The organism is Nostoc sp. S13 (assembly GCF_029379315.1).
Lineage (GTDB): Bacteria > Cyanobacteriota > Cyanobacteriia > Cyanobacteriales > Nostocaceae > Nostoc.
In genome coordinates, this window is record NZ_JAQYWQ010000096.1 from 1 (window position 1) to 18,259 (window position 18,259).

The window sequence follows — 18,259 nt, forward strand, 5'->3', positions numbered from 1 at the left end:
CGTTTATTCATCCACCAGTCGCACAAAATACCCAAGTGAATTCTGGCGACTGGCACCTGAATTCTGTTTGGTAAATATAAACTTGTCAACAGTAATATTGAGTAATTTTTGAATTTATGACTAATCTTATTGACTTGTATTGTTCTTTTATGACAGTATAAACACATAAGTATTTCGGCTTAGAGCTTCAGAAATTTTAGAGGTTCTAAGGAAAATTTAGTGAGCTTTGAGGATTGCATCATCCGCAAAGTTTAAATCTGTTTATGGTACTTCATTCCTATGATGTGCTGGAGTCGAGGGATTTAAAAAATCCTATATTTTCTATTGGCTAAATGCTTTCGAGTCTTTTGAGATTACAAGAGCGTTTTGATTTTGTTACTTTCAAAACCTGGAAGTGAAGCGGATTTTTTGTCAATAAATCACTATTTAAATTAAAAAGGTAGAAATGGAAATAGTTACTGCTGAAATTCATTCTGTAAAAATTCAATTTGTCATTAATCTTGTTCAAGAGCTTCAAGATAGTTTATTTCAAGGTTGGCAAGATTTTAATACAAGTGAAAACCTGAAGATATTTAGCGGATTTTTTGAATTTATTTCCAGTGCTGGATTCGACGAAAGCCAGTATAGGAGAGTAATACCTAACCCTGCCTATGACAATAGTGCTAGATTGATTGGCAAGCCTTTTTTGGAAACTGCAAGGAAATTTGAAATTCATTTTGATGAAATTTTTCCTGGAAGCTTTTCTGAATCACAAGAAGCACAGAAGGAAGGTTTTGAAGTTCGCACGTTTAAGCTAAAAGCTTTTTATCAAAATAAACCTTTATGCTTATTCTTACTCAAGTTTCCTCATTATCATGAAAAATTTGGCTTTCCACTCTCACCAGAATTAGAAACTTTAGAGTTGTATTAATTGCAGAAAAGACCCAAGGTCAGTCAAAAAGCCTGAATCTGAGTTAACTAAATAGCTAGATAAAAAAAGCTGCGATCGCAGTAGATGATCGCTCCAATCCTTCTTTGGAAATGTGGCGGGGGAGAATCTAATACTTAGCTTCAAGCCACAAGTTTTAAAGAGCGCACTCGCGGCATAATTTCTTGGGCAAAGCGCGTCATTTCTTGGGCAAAGGGATTGAATTGCAGCATGAAAGTCTCGATTCCTACATCAACAAAATCTGCAACTCTTGTAGCTACCGTATCGTAGCTACCAACCAGCCCTGCTGCTGTGCCACCATTGCCGCCAACAGCTGGATTTTTGGCGAAGAGTTGGAACATCACGGCTTCTGGGTCAACTCCTTTGGCAACACTTAATTTCAAGTGTTCTTCTTGCTTCTGGAGTGCCATAAGTCGCTCAAGTTCTGCTTGGGCTTCGGCATCGGTGGAACGAGCAATCACAAAGGCTGATAGACCAAAGTGCACCGGTTTGGGTAGGGTTCGCGGTCTACTTAAAACTTGTTTAATCACCTTGCGGACATCCTCAATCGGTTGACCGTTAATGAAGTAAATATCTGCCTGTTCCGCAACTAATATTTGCGCCAGATCAGATGCCCCTCCGAGGTAGATAGGAGGATGCGGTTGGGCGATGGAAGTGGGCGGGAAACTCAAATCCTCTATTTTGAAGTATTCACCCTGGAAGTTAACCCTCTCGCCACTCCAGAGGGACTTGACAACCTGCAACCACTCACCCGAATAACGATAGCGCTCATCGTGGGGTGGGAAGGGAATATTAGTGCGCTCCATCTCTGGTTTAAACCAAGCACTGATTAGATTAATGGCAAAACGTCCATTACTGATGGCATCAATGCCTAACGCCATCTTCGCCAAAACTGCTGGATGGAACAGCAGGGGTTTAATCGCGGCGATAATCTCAATTCGTTCTGTGGCTTCAGCTAAAGCTGCACATGCCGTCCAGGTTTCTAGCTGTTCCAGTTCCAGACTGCGGGGGTTGGCGATGTGCTGTGCTACTAAAGTGGTGGCGTATCCCAAACGCTCTGCTTCTAAAATAAGCGATCGCGTGCGCTCATAACTTGCATCCACAGGTTCTTCTGGGGTGTTGAGAGGCCCAAAATTGCCACCGACAGGTGCCCAAATCCCATAACGTGGTTTTGTCATAGTTATCTCCTAGTAAAAAGTTAGTTACAAGTTCCCGATCCGAGCATTAACTAGTTCTAGGGGTCTAAATCCCCGTTCCGAATTACGAATTATTTAATTGAGTCCTAAAGAATCCCTTAAAGTATTACCTGTATATTCTTTGCGGAATAATCCACGTTTTTGTAATTCCGGTATCACCAAATCGACAAACTCATCAAAAGAACCAGGAAGATAAGCAGGCGAAATCACAAAACCATCCCCAGCCTCTTCGCGAAATAGCGCTTCTAGTTTGTCAACAACTTGAATAAGAGTCCCAACCAGTTGGGGTACAGCTATACTTCTCCCATAAATTTTGCCTAAATCTCTCAGTGTTATAGTTTTATCTAAACTCAGTCTTTGAACATCTGCCCTCTGCCTTCTGCCTTCTTCAAGTTTCTTACTTGATAGTTGAAGGGCGATCGCCTATTCACCTGATGTTGCTACTCGTGTATACTCAATTACCTCCCCAGCCTGGGGAGGTGTGGTGTTAGTAGGGCAGCGGTATTTAGTGGCTTGTTCATAGGCGTAGGCAAATCCTAATAATATTGGCTCGTTGTAGGCACGACCAAAGAAAGAAATACTGATTGGTATTCCGTCCTCAGTCCAGCCTGTCGGCACATTAATTTCTGGAAAACCAGTGATGTTTGCAAAATTTGAAGCTGCTAGTCCGTCTTCGCATACATAGCTGGGATCAACGACAAAAGGTAGAGGATACGGCGGACATCTGCGTGTAGGATAAACCAAGGCATCTAAATTGTAGCTATCCATAATTTCCCGGATGGCATTTCTAATTAAAGGAATTCCGTTGTCTATGGCATCAAGATACGCAGGATCACTTAAACTACCAGCTAAGGCAACTGACTCAAATAGTTCTAGTAAGTCTTGATTTTGAGAATCTGTGCGATTATGAGACTTGCTTAGAGCAAAAATTTCTGCAAACGTTTTGGGATATTTGTCTTCTAAAGTTATTAAGTAATCAGCAATTTTACTTTTGAATTCTGTATAAATAACTCGGTTATGTACTTCAGTGCGAACAGCAAGCACCTTTTCTGGATAGTGAATTGGCTCAATAACGATCGCACCCAATTCTTTTAAAATGGCGATCGCTGTCCTGATTGAATCATCAATTTCTTTGTTACTGCCAAAGAAATCTTCTACAACGCCAATCCGCGCACTCCTCAAGGCGTTTTGATTTAAGAACTGTGTATAGTCCTTGTAAAACTGTCCTTCACTTTTATAAGTTTGGAGATGATTAACATCTATGCCAGTCATAATCCCCAGAGTAATTGCTGCATCTGTAACAGTCCGTGTTATGCGGCCGCCGACATCAAAAGCAGAAGCTAGAGGAATAATCCCATCTCGGCTTGTAAGTCCGAGAGTTGGTTTAATGCCAACAAGAGCATTAACAGCAGACGGGTTACGAATTGAGCCGCCAGTATCACTACCTGTAGCAACTACGGCAAAATTAGCGGCGATCGCCACGCCCGTACCTGAACTTGAGCCAGTAGGCGCACGGTTAAGTTTATAAGGGTTTACAGTAATCCCAATCAAAGACTTTGCCCCTATCCAAGCCCACTCACTCATGGCTGTTTTGCCTAGAATAACTGCTCCAGGCTCACGTAACTGTTTAACTAAGAATGCATCATCTGGCGGAATTGAATCTTTGAGCAGCACTGAACCAGCTGTAGTTGGTAAATCAAAGGTGTCGTAATTATCCTTAACAAATACAGGTATTCCATGCAGCAAACTTCTCTTACCTGTTGACTGACGTTCCAAGTCTAAAGCGGCAGATGTTTCTAAAGCGTTTAAGTTGATGGTGTTGATGGCGTTAAGACGTGGCCCATGATTGTTATAAGCATGAATGCGATTTAAATATAGTTGAGTCAACTGCTGAGATGTTAACGCTCTTGCGTCAAACGCCATGTTAATCTCAGCGATTGTTGTCTCTTCTAGTTGGAAACTGCAAGTTTCAGCCACTATCTACGCCTTTAATTAGGAATTAGTGTTCAGCCACCAGTTCTCAAGTTCAGGCATGACTGGCTTACTCTTGTACCGGAGGCTTTAAGATTTGATTAAGACTCAACGTGCGAATATTTCGTTTGAGCAATTAAATACGTTAAACACGGTAATTAGGTCGTATAACCGTAGTATACTTACTGAGTAAGAACATCTCATAGATAGCTAAAAAAAGCAAGAGCAGTCAAGAAAACTACACATCAGATGATTATTGATCCTTCTCAGAACGACCCACGGAATACCTATCAATTACTTGTTGGTTCAGTGGTTCCCCGACCGATCGCTTGGGTGTCAACGATCGCCAGCGATGGTACGCCCAATGTCGCACCTTTCAGTTTTTTTATGGGCGTGACAGCTAACCCACCGACTCTAGCCATCTCCACAGGTCTACGGCGCGGTGTTAAAAAAGATACTTTATTGAATGTAGAGCAGTCGGGTGAACTGGTGGTCAATATAGTTGTTGAAGAATTGGGGCAACAAATGAACGCCACCAGTGGCGATTTTCCGCCAGATGTGGACGAATTTCAAGTAGCGGGACTAACTCCTGCTCCCTCAAAACGAGTGCGTCCGCCACGAGTTGCTGAATCACCCATTAATATTGAGTGTGTGCTGAAGCAAGTAGTTTATTTAGGGAATGAAGGTAGCCAATCGGGATTAATTATTGCTGAGGCGGTGCTGTGGCATATTCGGGACGATTTACTGACACCGGAAAACACAATTGATGTCGCCAAGTTGCACGCGATCGGTCGCCTGTCGGGTAACTGGTATACCCGCACCCAGGATTTGTATGAAATTACTCGCCCCACTTAAAGTATTATTTGATGCAAGAGGTAAGTTATAGATATTGAAGAATTGCTGGAAAAGTATTCTGCTGGGGAGAGAGATTTTAGTGAGGCTGATTCGAGCGATAGCGATTTGACTGGTGTTAATCTCTGTGGTATCAAAATAGCTGCGATCGCAGCTATTTTGGTAATTTTAAAAAATATTTAATTCTATCTAAAATAACCTGGTGATTGAAAGTCAAAATAGCCTAGTTGCAGAAGCAAGCTATGCTTATTAGGGATGAATTGCCACTACCAAGTGCTGCGATCGCAGTAGAAAAGCATTCAGAGCTTTCCTCAAAAACCCAACACCTGCTTTGATTTTTCAAGTACTTCTTTAGGGCGAAACGGTTTCGTTAGATATAAATCTGCACCAACCTCAATTCCTTTTTGTTTATCAAATTCCTGCCCTTTAGCTGTCAATATCACAATGTAGATATCAGTCATTTGCAGGTCGTGTTTAACAATGTGACAGACTTGCAGACCATTCATTTTAGGCATCATCACATCGAGAAAAACTAGATTCGGTTTTTCAGTTTTAATAGTTTCGAGAGCTTCTTCTCCATTTTTAGCAGTTAGAAGTTCAACACCCTCGTCTTCTAATGCTTCTAGGGCTTGTTCCATCAAAATCAAGATATTGGGTTCATCGTCAACAATCAGAATTTTCTGGCTCATACAATTTTAGATTTTAGATTGAAAAGAGCAATCAAGTCACTGGCTCTGTCATTTAATTTTAGATTTTGAACTTCAATTCCATTTTCCAAAATTTAAAATCTAAAATTCGGTAAGCAATCCCCAGTTGATGCAATTAGCGATCAGACAAAATGATGAAGAATACATTCTCCAAATCTTTCTCAAAGCGTAAGGCTTTTACCATGTCGGCTTCTTGAGAGAAAATAGAATCGATGACGATCATGTCAGGTTTGGCTGACCGAGCTTTATTGATGCATTCTTGAGGATCGGAGGCTTCAATCACGCTGTATCCCTGAGTTTGTAGTACATCCGATAGGGTTTTTAAGGTTGAGGCATTTTTATCTACAACCAATACCTTCTTACTGGAAGTACCTTGGTTAAGCAGTGAGCCAATTTCGCTGAGGAGTTTTTCTGTGTCAATCGGCTTAGTGAGATAGCGATCAATGCCAATATGGTAGCCCCGTTCTTTGTTTTCAATAATTGACAGAATAATGATCGGAATGTCTGCGGTTTGGGGATCATTTTTGAGAACAGCTGCCACGTCGAAGCCGTTGATTTGGGGCATCATCACATCTAAGAGAATCAGATCGGGACGGGCTGTTTTGATTTGATGAATTGCATCCATGCCGTCTTTTCCTTCTCGAACGTTGTAGCCTTCGTTTTCGAGTTGTTGACGGAGCAGTTCCCGAATGTTAGTGTCATCATCTACAACCAAAATGGTTTTACGGTTTTGGTTCAGCACAGGGTTTGTGGTAATGACGTGTTCTTTGAGTTGTTTAACTAGCGTATCCAGATTCAGATTAGCAGTGGTTTTTTGATTGCAGACGTAAGTGGGAATGATGAACGAGAATATGCTGCCCTTACCTGATTGACTCTCAACCCAGATTTTACCGCCGTGATGATCGACGATTTGTTTACAGATGGGCAGTCCTAACCCTGTGCCTTTGGGTTTGTCGGTGAGGGTGTCGCCAACTTGGCGGAATTTCTCGAATACTTTCGGCTGGTCTTCAGGTGTAATGCCAATGCCTGTATCAATGACGCTGATGCAAACACCTTCGTTCTCTTTTTTAACGCGGCAGATGACAGAACCGGATTCGGTAAACTTAACGGCATTGGAAATCAGGTTGATTAGGACTTGCAACAGACGATTGCGATCGCCTACTATCTGAGGCAGTCCAGGTTCAATCTCGCACATCAACTGCAAGCCGTTGGTTTCAAACAACCCGGCGGTGGAATTGGTTGCCCAATCGAGTAATTCGCTAGGATCAAGGGGCTGCATCTGCCATTCCACCTTACCTGCTTCCATCTTGGCGATATCCAGGACATCATTAATCAAAGATGTCAGCCGTTCTGCTTCCAACACAATAATGTTGAGATTGTCAGCCACCCGCTTGATTGTTTTCTGAAGCTTGCGGTCTTCGGTAGAAAGTAGTGGGAAGACATCTGTTTCCAGCTTTTCTTGAATGATTGAAGCAAAACCGAGGACAGAAGTCAGTGGCGTCCGCAGTTCATGGGAAACCGTAGAGATGAAGTCGGTCTTCATCTGGTCGATTTCTTTTTCCGCCGTCACATCCCGAATTAGCAGCGCCGAACCGAAGCAGGCATCGGATTCCTGATCTGCCGTCTTTTTGAAAATGGCGGTCGCCACTGCCTGACCAATGCGTTCCTTCATCAGTGCAACTTCGGCAGAGAACACCTCTTTAGGATGGGACTGAGTTCGTGCAACCAGGTCTGGTAAACCAGATATCGGCAGTTCTCGGTAGTGACCGTTGAGGGCGTTAGCTGTCAATCCATACATGGCTAAAAAGGCAGGATTGAAGTGGGTAATTTGTCCGGTGGTATCTGTGACTAACAAACCATCAGCTAAGTTATCCAAAATCGCATTTAACCCCTGCGCTTCTGCTAGGGTATTTTGCAGGGCAGCCGTCCGCTCGACAACTCTGGCTTCGAGTTCTTGATTCAGTTGTCGCAGAGCCATTTCTACTTGTTTGCGGGCAGTAATATCGGTATTGATTTCCAGCACCGCGCAGGGCTGACGGTCGATGTCCCGTTGCAACGTCCATCGGCTCTCCACGATAATCAGTTTGCCATCATGGGTGAGGTGTTGCACTTCTCCTTCCCAATTACCTTGCTCTAGTAAATCTGCCATAATTGCTTGTTTGGGTTTTGGAAAGGTTTTTTTGATAAATGCGTGAATGTATTGGTCTTTCACTTCCTCACGCGTCCAACCGTAGAGCGTTTGGGCACCTTGATTCCAGTACAAGATTCTATCGGTCATGTCGCGGACGATGATGGCATCACTGGAATGATTCAACATATCCAATAAACGTTGATTTTCAGCTTCTGCCAGCTTGCGATCGTGAATATCAGTGCAGGTGCCAATCCATTCCCGAATACTGCCGTCTTCTTCCAGTACGGGGGTACCACAGGCAGAGAAGTAGCGATATGTGCCATCCTTGCCACGCAACCGATATTCGGTTTGGTGGATACTTCCATTCGCTACAGCAGTATTCCAAGCTTCTGCGGAGTGGGCACGGTCATCGGGGTGAACCGGATCAATCCAGCCCCAACCCTCAACTTCAACTTCGCTCTGCCCCGTATAGGCCATCCAGCTGAGCATATGACTGCTTATTCCCATTCCTTCCGGGGTAGCTCCCCAGACAAGTTGTGAGATCGCACTCACTAGAGAGCGAAATCGTTGTTCGTTCTGTCGCAGAGTTTGTTCTGCTAGCTTGCGATCGTGAATATCGGTGCAAGTGCCAATCCATTCCCGGATGCTGCCGTCTGCCTCCAAAACAGGAACTGCACTGCTAAAAAAGTAGCGATAAGTGCCGTCTTTGGCACGAATCCGATATTCAAGTTGATAAAGACTCCGGTTCGCTACAGCAGTACTCCAAACTTCAGCACTATGGGCACGGTCATCAGGATGCGTGACATCCAGCCAGCCCCAGCCCATCATTTCGGCTTTGCTCTGACCTGTATATGCCTCCCAACCGACTATTTCAGAGTTCACCATTCTTTCCGACGATGCCGTCCAGACGATTTGTGAAGTGGCAGTTACTAAAGAGCGATACCGTTGTTCGAAATACTCCTTTTCGGCTTCTGCCTGCTTGCGATCGTGAATATCGGTGCAGGTGCCAATCCATTCTCGAAGGCTACCGTCTGCTTCCAGTACGGGGGTGCCACAGACAGAAAAGTAGCGGTATGTGCCATCCTTGGCACGCAGTCGATATTCGGTTTGAAAGAGACTCTGATTCGCCACAGCATTACTCCAGGCAAGGGCTGTGTGGGTACGGTCATCGGGGTAAATCGAATCGAGCCAGCCCCAACCGACGATTTCATCTGCACTCTGACCTGTGTATGCTAACCAGGTAGACATTTCACTGCTCACCGCTAGTCCTCCAGGCGTAGTCACCCAGACAATTTGTGAGCTGGCAGTTACCAGAGAGCGAAACCGTTCTTCGCTTCGTTGCAGAATTTGTTCTCCTAGCTTGCGATCGTGAATATCGGTGCAGGTGCCAATCCACTCGCGGATGCTGCCGTCTTCTGCTAGGACGGGGGCACCACAAATAAAGAAGTGGCGGTAGCTGTTGTCTTTGCCACGAATTCGGTATTCGGTTTGATAGAGGCTGCGGTTGGCCACGGCTGCACCCCAGGTAAGGGCTATGCGATCGCGATCGTCGGGATGAACGGCATCAATCCACCCCCCGTTCTCAGCTTCAGTTAGACTTTGACCTGTATAAGCTATCCAGCTTGCCAGTTCAAAATATATTCCTTGTGGTGTGGATACCCAGACAATTTGTGAGGTAGCTGTCACCAGCGAGCGATACCTTTCTTCGCTATGTTTTAAGATTTTTTTGTATTCATCAAGTTGGTTAGACATAGTTGAAGTTTCCTTAGTGGTCGATGTGGGTAGGGTTAGGACAACTGAACCAGGACAATAAAGTGGCGTAAAGCTTTAACGAAATTGGGTTACGTTGAAACATCTGGTAAATTTGCTCTGGTGATGCCGCGCCCAGGTTTGGACTCTGCTCTGAAAGTTGCTGAATCAGTTGATTATGGCGGATTAGCAAATCCGTCGGTTTGAGCATTGGAGTTGTTGATGGAATGAAGCCGTCGGTATCGGCAGTGGGAGTTGGCGAGGCAGAAGTGCTATTCTGTTCTTCAGCAGCGTCCACCAATGCACAATTTACCGGGATCTGAATCCAGAATTCTGTTCCTTCCCCCGGCCGAGAACGACATTTGAGAAATCCCTGGTGTCTGTTCACAATAATTTGGTAACTGATTGCCATACCCAATCCGGTTCCCTTGCCAATCTCTTTTGTGGTAAAGAAGGGATCGTAAATACGGCGGATGACATCCTCCTTCATGCCTGGGCCGTTATCGGCAATGCGAATTACCACAAACTGGCTATCCAGGACTTCAGTCCGAATGGTGATTTGGGGAATAGGGAGAGATATTTTTTCATTGTCCATTAACTCTTCCAGTGCATCAATAGCATTTGCCAGGACGTTCATAAATACCTGATTCAACTGTCCGGGGTAGCATTCAATCTGGGGAAGTTGGGCATAGTCTTTTATAATTTCAATTTTCGGTCGGTGAACATCTACTTTCAGACGATGGTGAAGAATCATCAGCGTCCCATCGATGCCATCGTGGATGTTAACGGCTTTCATTTCTGCTTCGTCATGGCGGGAGAAGTTTTTCAGAGATTGGACAATTTCCACAATGCGACTTGTGCCCAGTTTCATTGAATCTAGCAGCTTGGGGAAATCCCCCATGATAAATTCCAGGTCTATATTTTCTAACTCTGATTCCAGTTCTGGAGGAGCAACAGGTAGGAATTTCTGATACTTTTCCAACAGGTGCGACAAGTGTTGGGCGTATTCGGCAACATATCTTAAATTGCCGTAAATAAAGTTAACCGGGTTGTTGATTTCGTGGGCAACTCCGGCAATGAGTTGTCCTAGACTGGACATTTTTTCGCTTTGGATTAACTGAGTTTGAGCCAATTGCAATTCATTGAGAGCTTGCTGAAGCTTCTGTGTCTGGGCTTTTGCCTGGACGGCTGCTTGAGTGCTTTGCTCATAAAGTACAGCTTTGTCAATAGCGATTGCAGTTTGAGAGGCAAAGATACTGACAAGTTTCAGGTGTTTAGCCTTGTATGAGTCAGTTTTGGATGTTCCAATAGCGATCGCTCCCAGTACCCGCTCCTTGGCTCGCAACGGCACACAAATCAGGGCGCTAACGTTTTCTTGCCCCTCTAATCGAGGATCTGCTTGCACATCATTGACGAGTTCTGCCCGGTTGGATTGCACAATCTTGCCAATAATTCCCTTACCTGGTTCCGGCTGACTGTGGTCAAAAAATACTCCAAATTCGGCAATGATTTCAAATGTAGTTGCATCTGGACCCAGAAGCAAAATCATCCCCGCAGACGATTCAATTAATTGACTCAACTCCTGAAGCACAAGTTGGGAAAGCTGTCGCGTATCTAAACTTGTTGTCAGTTGAGTCGAGATATCCTCAAACAAATCAATTTCCTGATATCGCTCTAGCAATTCTATAGCGAGTTCTTTCTTTTCAGCTTCCTGTTTTGCTAGAAACGAGAGCAAACTCGCAAGTAGAGTTGCCTCTTCTCCCCCAACAACCCAACCGATAGTTTCTCCTAACACCTCGATTGGATATCGGTTTTTTGCAGTTTGTTCGCCAATGCTAATTAGTTTCGTGCCGTCTACCAGTTCAACATCAATCGCCATGTGGAGCTGATAAATTAAGTTATGAACCAGAGATGGCAACTCTTTTTTGTTAAGAATCTTTCTGAGGCTAACTGCGGACATAAAACACCTCATCTAGAACAAGTTGCAAATTGACCGCATTGAAGCTAACCGAGTTATTACAGCTATTTCCAGGTAAATACACTCGCGGGGTAGGGCACAGCATTGCTGTGCCCCTAAAATATACATGGTTCAAATAAATGAAAACTGCTGTAATTTTATCTGCCACCTCTACCGCTAAGTTTTCCAAGACGGACATTTTCTCACTTTGTAGCAGTTGCGCGTTCGCGGAGCGTCTCCAAGAGTTGCCTACACTGTATTGCAACCCTCTGGCTCCTGCCTCCTGCATTTCGGCAAGCTCAGTGTGCCACCTCCTGCCTTCTTCACCGTAGCTATCCGTAACCCTTCGGATCAGCAAGCTACGCCCAGCATCTCTGGAAAAGAGAGGAATTGTCATAAAAATCTAGCAATATAATAATTTACTAATTAAGATTAGTTTTCCCAAAAACATTGGCGATATAACAGCAAAGTTGAGCGGTAGCAAATACCTTTAAACTCTGTACCAGAGGCATCCTTCCGTCCGTGTAACTCGGTTACTTTTGGATTAGTTCTAGAAACACTATAAATAAAGCTTTGATAATTCGATAAAGGCATAGATTGAAATCTATGGTCAATTCATATCTGTTGTTACTACTACTCGTTAATTCGGAATCAGCACTTCGACCCTTTTTTACGAGACGCTCCGCGTAGCTTGCTTCCCGTTCGCCCCTGGCGTCCTGTAGGGAAGGGTACGGCAGGCTCAGGGTAAAACTTTTTTGACTATAGGATTAATATTTGATTTCTGAAAAAGCTCGTTACAACTCGAAAAGCCTAATTCCTTATTCCCTATTCCCTACTCCCCACTCCCCGCCTACGTAGATAATTTCAAAAATTAAATACGATTCCTATATGTAGTTCAACGCATTTCTGAGACTGGAATAATCCCCTCTCTGACAAAACATAAAATAAAGTAGCAAAATCAGCTGATTTTGCTACTTTTAAAAAGTATTTAGGTAAGCGCTAGCTTCAGTTAGATCCGAGAGTAGCGAAAACGAAGTCTGAGTAACCGTAGCCAGCGTAACCACATTTGTGCAGGTTGTTCAAAGAAGGTGAAAATATCACCGAAACCCAAATTAGTTTTGTGATGGTGTAACCAGTGTCTCTCAGGAGTCGTAATAAATAAAATTTGGCATAAAATATTTACAGGCTTTGAAGTTTGCCAACCCAGTACACTTATGTGTCTCCACCATACATGAAACTGACCAAGCAGTAATCCAGAGATTACGCCAATGGGAGAGAAAGACCACAAGACTACTGCTATGAGTACATAAGGCAAAGCTCCCAAGATCCCATCTAAAAGAACCTGGGGATTAAAAGTTAAAATAGCGTAGTGGCGGAAGTCCTTCTTCCACGAGTGGTGCGTTTTTAAATGAAGGCTACCAAAAACGTGCTCGGGTACGTGGTAAATGAATGTAGATAGAAAATCACCAAAAAACAGTAATAACCAAGCAACAGCGATAACCTCAAGCATTTGTACTCCTCAAGTAAGTTAAGAAAAATATCCAAATGTGATGCTGTCGGCGTAGACACCTGGTTTTCCGCTATCCAAGCAGCACCTGTGCGTCTCATGGGTCTACGCTCCAGTTAATTTGGCTCAGAGTATATGTAATTGGGTCAGTTGCAGTTTCATGAATCTCCGATCCTTAATGCAGTCAACAGCAACTCGTAAGAACCTCCAATTTGACCAGAAATAAAAAGGTACAAGCCCCTCTCTTACAAAGTTCTGAGCGGAGGAAACCTCCGCTCAGACTTTGCGCTAAATTTCTTTATGGTTACTGAGCTTGTCGAAGTCTGGGGTTGTTACTTTTAACTTTTGAATGAGTGACTTTTGACTTCCCCAAAGGGGCTGACTTCTACCTCTGGGTAAATGGTAGTAATACACCTAAAACCCGATTGGAATACAGTGTTTTACCATAGTTACTACATAATCTTCTTACTAAGGCATACAGCGTAAGCAAAGGTTGAGTTAAAGCTAGTACAAATTTAGGTTAAGAGGATGTTTGAAAAGTATTTTTGGTAACATCAAAGCCTCCCAAACCTAATATTCCTAACCCCCCTTTACTACAAGGGAATGCAGGGTGGTTTCATACAAGCAGAGAAAAACTAAAACTGAGTTATCAAAGCGTCTCCCCCACAGGGGGAGAGGTTTGAAGAGGGGTCAAAAGCCATGCCACAAAACGAGAAATTAAGACTTATGTATTTTTCTTTTTTCGGATGAAACCGCCCTGCGCTTTCCTACAAGGGAATGGGGGTTTAAAAGCCGCTTGACCTTTCTATTAGAGGAATGGAAGCGGGGTTTCTAGTATACTTTGCGACTTTTCAAACATCCTCTAAGGCTTTCTTCAACATTGGGAATTCTAAATTGATTGCAATCAGGTATCTTGACACATCCCAAATTTAGGTTACTTTCCAGTTGGGAAGAAAGGTAAAATCAGAATTTGAAGCTATAATTACACGATTTATCTGTTTGGGCATGAACAAAAAATGGGCGGTCAAGCGAATCACGATAAACCTGGCGTCAAATGAAGCCAAGAACCTTGAAAAGTATTGTCAACAGACAGGTAGACCAGCAACGGATGTGATTCGAGAACTTATTCGAGCCTTGCCATTGGCGAAAGAAAAGTAGATTTGCGAACTATTTCACCTTGGTTTATTCTCAAGATATAAGCATTAGAATTTAGTTGAATTGGAGGTATTATTTTTACTACTACCTCTGCTACCGAAAAAGTTACAGATAGCTCTGGCGGTTCACCTTACCAATCTTTTAGCAGCCGAGAAGTTCCGCGTTGCCCTGATAGAGAAGAAATGTTCAGAGACTTCAACAACAGTGGATGTGGCGATGCCCTGAGCTTGCCGTACCCTTCCCTACGGGACGCCAGGGGCGAATGGGAAGCAAGCTACGCGGAGCGTCTCGTAGAGAAGTGCGGGCTGCGCCAACGCAGATGGGTTCAGCCATATTTTAGTTTATGAAAACTGAACACGATCAATCAAGCTCTGGAGTATAAAAAAGTGATTGACTTCAATCAGTATAAGGCTTTAACTTTCGATTGTTACGGAACCCTGATTGATTGGGAGAACGGCATATTAGGGGTGCTAAAGCCACTTTTGCTGGTACATAACACTAATTTGGATAACGATCAAATTCTGGAACTTTTTGCGAAATTTGAAGCAGAACTGGAAAATGGAGAATATATCAAATATCGAGAAGTTTTGAAGAGAGTAGTCCAGAAATTTGGTGAACGATTTGGCTTTGAACCAACTGCTGACGAACTAAATTCACTCGCTGATTCGATTCAGCATTGGCTGCCTTTCCCCGATACAGTTGAGGCACTTAGAACTCTGACTTCAAAGTTTAAGCTGGTAATTATCTCAAATGTAGATGACGATCTCTTTGCTTTCTCGGCAAAGCACTTGGACGTGGAATTTGACCAGATAATCACAGCAGAACAGGCAAAAAGCTACAAACCCTCCTTAAACAACTTCAGAGTGGCTATTGAGAGAATTGATTTGCCGCTAGAGCAGATATTACACGTTGCTGCTAGTGTATATCACGATATCGTTACAGCCAAATCTCTGGGACTATCAACAGTCTGGGTAAACCGTCGAGCAGATCAAAAAGGAGTTAATTCCACCGGTTCAGCCGTAAGTCAACCTGACTTAGAAGTAGCTGATTTAAAGACTCTCGCCGCTTTGAGTTCACCGAAACAATACTGAGCAATCAGTGCTGAGTGCCCAGAACTGTTTCGATCAGAATTTGTTGTGAAAAAACGAAACAGGGATTGCAACATAGATTGATTCTGCTTTACTCTGGAAAAACTACTACGCCAGTTTGACGGCACGTTCGCCCTTCTGCCGATAAACTTGTTTAATGAAACACTTTGATAGCTAAAACGATGAAAGCATCTGCTAATTTCGACTTTGAAGACGAGAAATTCAATGCACCGCCTTCTCAAGTCATCCCCTGGTGTCAGATGATTAATCCTCGGTATGGCACAGATGGCATACAATCTCACGGTTTGGCGATTAAGCTGGATCAAGCTCATGCTGTGGGCTTTGTGCCAGATGATAATTGGCAGCAAGTGGAGCATGAATTTAGCTCTGGAGTCGAAACGGTCTTTATTACCACTACTCCCAGCTTGGTTATAGTACGTCGGGGCCCATTGTCTGTCAAAGACCGGGAAAGTGGTTTAAAACTGGGTACGCTCAAAGATAATTATGATGCTTTTTTAGCAGACAAACTTAAATTTAAAACCTTTACTCGCCATCTCATTTTTATGGTGGGAGAGAATAAAAAGTTTTTACATGAATCACCACTACAACTAACTCTTAATGGTGCCGCCGGAGCGAGTTTTAGCAAAACCTACTGCGAATATCAACAAGGCAAAGTAGTTAGTGGATTTGTCGCTGAACTAGAAAAAGCTTATGCTGTTTACCGCAAGCAACCTTTGACATCAAAAGGCCCTTTGTTCCATGCTCACGGGATTTTTTGCCCCATAATTGAGTCTGAAGAAAGAGGTATTGAACCAAATACAGTTCTGGTAGCTTCAACTGTAGACTATAAACATCCGACGGTAGGCACTTTAACACAATACTTAATTGCTTCTGATTCTCTTGAGTCTGCAATGATTTGTAAGACTTTTGAAGAATACAAAGATTTTGGAAAGGAACCCGTAAAAGCTGAAACGCCTAAATTGGCAATGGCAGGGGTTTCCAACTCTTACGTTTATGCTGATGAAGATGATTTTGCTTATCCGCCGTACTAAGGAGAGTCAGGAGTAAGGAGTGAGGAGTGATGAGTTTTGAATTAATAACTCCTAACTCCTAACCCAACTCTTGGAGACGCTGCGCGTAGCTTGCTTCTCGTTCGCCCCTGGTGTCCCGTAGGGAAGGGTACGGCAGGTGTTACAGGTAGCTCTGCCGAACTGAGGAAGGGCATCGCTGCTAACTCCTAACTTTATTCTTTGAGCAGCAAATAATATAGTGAACCATTACCGCCTGTGATGCCAGCGCGATCGCCTGCTAGTTTACCAGACCCCATGAAATAATCCACCCGGCCCGGGCCTTTAATGGCGCTTCCGGTATCTTGGTCTAGCACAAAGCGGCTGACGGTACGATTCTCTAGTTTACCCCGTCCAACAGGATAGGGAAATGAGTTGTAAATCAGCGCTAGTGCTCCCGGTGGCATGAGAGACTTATCTGTGGCAATGGAACGTTCTGCTGTCACCGGCACATGAATACTGCCTGTAGCTGCGGTACCACCAGTTTCTTGGAAGAAAATAAATCGTTCCCAGCGTGGCAGATAATTGTTTAACTCGCGCGGCTGTCGCCGGAAGTAAGCAATCATCCGTGGTAGCGTCAATCCATTCAGTGGAAGTTTGCCATCTTTGGCTAGTTCTTTGCCGATACTAGTCCAGGGGTAATCAGTTCCACCTGCATAGCCAATTGATGTTGTTTTGCCATTAGTTAACTTAATTTGGGCAGAACCTTGGATATGTACCATGTATGCGTCAAAGCGATCGCGAAACCAAAGCAGTTCTAAACCGCGCAACTTGCTCTTATTCCCTTGTAAACCATCCTTCCCTTCCAAATCAATTCGTTTTGGGTGGGGTTTCGGCCATTGGCTGAAATCAGGTGGTAGCCGATAAAGAGGATACTTATATATTGAAGTCCTGACACGGCTAGCAGTATAAACAGGTTCGTAGTAAGCAGTGAACTTAACAGTACCCTTGCCATCGTTGCCCACAGACTGGTAGAAGACAAACTCTCGGCGGACAGAGGCTTGTAGTTGCGCTGCTGACTTAGAACTGATAACCAGTTGGCGGAAACGTACCAAACTCCGGCGGACGCGATTAAGAGTAATTTCTTTAACTGGATAATTTTGATATGCTGCGATCGCGTCACTCTTTGTTAGGTAAAGCAGACTATTGTCAATGGCAGCCAACAACGCATTGCGATCGCCTGTTTTACCTATTTGACCCCAAATTTGGTCATCCCAACCCAAGCAAGTCTGCCGGAGCCTACAATCGGTTCCAATAGCGATTGGTTTTAGCGGTGGCGTTAACTCAGGAATAGTTGGTACTGGCAGAGACGGGAGATCAGGAGTTATGGGGACTGGCAACGGCAGTAAGTTAGGAACCTGAGCAACAGCCACCCAGAGAGGGTTTACAAGGGCAATTCCTAGACTCAAGGAAAACAAAGTAAGGGTTTTTCTGATCATTTAGTTGAATCTTTCAACACTGGAACTAAAAATGGGTTCTACCCGGATTGCCACGATCCGAGAGGGTCTTACTACCATATACTCACCTTGAATATTTTTAATCGGGACACTAATAAAGTCATTAGAAGCAGACTTTGGCACAAGTTCGCCACTATACCACTTCTGAAATTCTTGAATAGTTGGAAAACGTACTTCTTCCCGGTGGCCGCTTTCCAATAGGAGGAATACGGCATATTCATTTGCACTTCTAGTCATAAGGTGGAATCATTTGAAAAAACATTCAACCCATTGTTAACCACGTCACCTCCGAATGAAAAGGGTAAGCATACGGGAGCAGGGGATTTATACGGCATCCTTGACAGGTTAAGTCATAAATAATTTGTCAATCAGATGGGCTTTTTTAAGTCCCGCCATAAAGTGCTGGGCTTTCTGACTCTGACAAAGCTCCCGATAAAGTTGAATTAAATACCTGATTGACACTCCCTGCTCTAAAGAGAATCACACTCGTAAAT

At 43.8% G+C, this 18,259-nt stretch carries 17 protein-coding genes; 6 read left to right on the forward strand and 11 right to left on the reverse strand.

The window, feature by feature from the left end:
- The first annotated feature begins 445 nt into the window (after positions 1 to 445).
- Complete coding sequence (locus tag PUQ00_RS24240; protein ID WP_300421619.1) at positions 446 to 910, forward strand: hypothetical protein; 465 nt, start codon at positions 446 to 448, stop codon at positions 908 to 910.
- A 140-nt stretch (positions 911 to 1,050) separates the two neighbouring features.
- Here PUQ00_RS24240 and PUQ00_RS24245 read toward each other — a convergent pair whose 3' ends face one another.
- From PUQ00_RS24245 to PUQ00_RS24255, 3 genes are all read right to left on the reverse strand, one after another.
- Positions 1,051 to 2,106, reverse strand: coding sequence for an LLM class flavin-dependent oxidoreductase (locus tag PUQ00_RS24245; RefSeq protein ID WP_300421621.1), 1,056 nt, complete (start codon positions 2,104 to 2,106; stop codon positions 1,051 to 1,053).
- Positions 2,107 to 2,199: 93 nt separating this feature from the next.
- Positions 2,200 to 2,334 (reverse strand): hypothetical protein, encoded by a 135-nt coding sequence (locus tag PUQ00_RS24250; protein ID WP_300421623.1) that lies wholly within the window; start codon positions 2,332 to 2,334, stop codon positions 2,200 to 2,202.
- 213 nt (positions 2,335 to 2,547) lie between these two features.
- On the reverse strand, positions 2,548 to 4,101 hold the full coding sequence (locus PUQ00_RS24255) for an amidase family protein (RefSeq protein WP_300421624.1): 1,554 nt from the start codon (positions 4,099 to 4,101) through the stop codon (positions 2,548 to 2,550).
- A gap of 243 nt (positions 4,102 to 4,344) precedes the next feature.
- Here PUQ00_RS24255 and PUQ00_RS24260 point away from each other — a divergent pair, with 243 nt between their 5' ends.
- Both PUQ00_RS24260 and PUQ00_RS24265 read left to right on the forward strand, forming a co-directional pair.
- Positions 4,345 to 4,950, forward strand: a complete 606-nt coding sequence (locus PUQ00_RS24260; protein WP_300421625.1) for a flavin reductase family protein — start codon at positions 4,345 to 4,347, stop codon at positions 4,948 to 4,950.
- Positions 4,951 to 4,992: 42 nt separating this feature from the next.
- The gene (locus PUQ00_RS24265; RefSeq protein ID WP_300421626.1) at positions 4,993 to 5,130 is read left to right on the forward strand and encodes a hypothetical protein; all 138 of its coding nucleotides are present in this window, start codon (positions 4,993 to 4,995) and stop codon (positions 5,128 to 5,130) included.
- 128 nt (positions 5,131 to 5,258) lie between these two features.
- Here the strand turns inward: PUQ00_RS24265 and PUQ00_RS24270 are convergent, their stop codons facing one another.
- The 6 genes from PUQ00_RS24270 to PUQ00_RS24295 form a co-directional block, all read right to left on the reverse strand.
- Positions 5,259 to 5,636, reverse strand: a complete 378-nt coding sequence (locus tag PUQ00_RS24270; protein WP_300421627.1) for a response regulator — start codon at positions 5,634 to 5,636, stop codon at positions 5,259 to 5,261.
- A gap of 133 nt (positions 5,637 to 5,769) precedes the next feature.
- Complete coding sequence (locus tag PUQ00_RS24275) at positions 5,770 to 9,537, reverse strand: PAS domain S-box protein (protein WP_300421629.1); 3,768 nt, start codon at positions 9,535 to 9,537, stop codon at positions 5,770 to 5,772.
- 13 nt (positions 9,538 to 9,550) lie between these two features.
- The gene (locus PUQ00_RS24280) at positions 9,551 to 11,494 is read right to left on the reverse strand and encodes an ATP-binding protein (RefSeq protein ID WP_300421631.1); all 1,944 of its coding nucleotides are present in this window, start codon (positions 11,492 to 11,494) and stop codon (positions 9,551 to 9,553) included.
- Positions 11,481 to 11,888: a hypothetical protein gene (locus PUQ00_RS24285; RefSeq protein ID WP_300421633.1), complete on the reverse strand. Its 408-nt coding sequence runs from the start codon at positions 11,886 to 11,888 to the stop codon at positions 11,481 to 11,483. Before PUQ00_RS24285 ends, PUQ00_RS24280 begins: the two co-directional genes overlap by 14 nt.
- Before the next feature lie 35 nt (positions 11,889 to 11,923).
- Entirely contained in the window at positions 11,924 to 12,085 is a 162-nt protein-coding gene (locus PUQ00_RS24290; protein WP_300421635.1) for a hypothetical protein, read from the reverse strand.
- A 415-nt stretch (positions 12,086 to 12,500) separates the two neighbouring features.
- Complete coding sequence (locus PUQ00_RS24295) at positions 12,501 to 13,001, reverse strand: fatty acid hydroxylase (RefSeq protein ID WP_300421637.1); 501 nt, start codon at positions 12,999 to 13,001, stop codon at positions 12,501 to 12,503.
- A 1,002-nt stretch (positions 13,002 to 14,003) separates the two neighbouring features.
- Here PUQ00_RS24295 and PUQ00_RS24300 point away from each other — a divergent pair.
- The 3 genes from PUQ00_RS24300 (at position 14,004) to PUQ00_RS24310 (ending at position 16,293) form a co-directional block, all read left to right on the forward strand.
- Positions 14,004 to 14,156: a CopG family transcriptional regulator gene (locus tag PUQ00_RS24300; protein ID WP_300421639.1), complete on the forward strand. Its 153-nt coding sequence runs from the start codon at positions 14,004 to 14,006 to the stop codon at positions 14,154 to 14,156.
- A 383-nt stretch (positions 14,157 to 14,539) separates the two neighbouring features.
- The gene (locus PUQ00_RS24305) at positions 14,540 to 15,244 is read left to right on the forward strand and encodes a haloacid dehalogenase type II (protein WP_300421641.1); all 705 of its coding nucleotides are present in this window, start codon (positions 14,540 to 14,542) and stop codon (positions 15,242 to 15,244) included.
- A 179-nt stretch (positions 15,245 to 15,423) separates the two neighbouring features.
- A complete protein-coding gene (locus PUQ00_RS24310) occupies positions 15,424 to 16,293 on the forward strand; it encodes a DUF5895 domain-containing protein (protein ID WP_300421643.1) in 870 nt (289 codons plus the stop codon).
- A gap of 191 nt (positions 16,294 to 16,484) precedes the next feature.
- On the opposite strand, the gene PUQ00_RS24315 is transcribed toward PUQ00_RS24310, so the two are convergent.
- Both PUQ00_RS24315 and PUQ00_RS24320 read right to left on the reverse strand, forming a co-directional pair.
- Positions 16,485 to 17,744 (reverse strand): murein transglycosylase A, encoded by a 1,260-nt coding sequence (locus tag PUQ00_RS24315; protein ID WP_300421660.1) that lies wholly within the window; start codon positions 17,742 to 17,744, stop codon positions 16,485 to 16,487.
- Positions 17,745 to 17,747: 3 nt separating this feature from the next.
- A complete protein-coding gene (locus PUQ00_RS24320; RefSeq protein ID WP_300421645.1) occupies positions 17,748 to 18,002 on the reverse strand; it encodes a hypothetical protein in 255 nt (84 codons plus the stop codon).
- Positions 18,003 to 18,259: the final 257 nt, after the last annotated feature.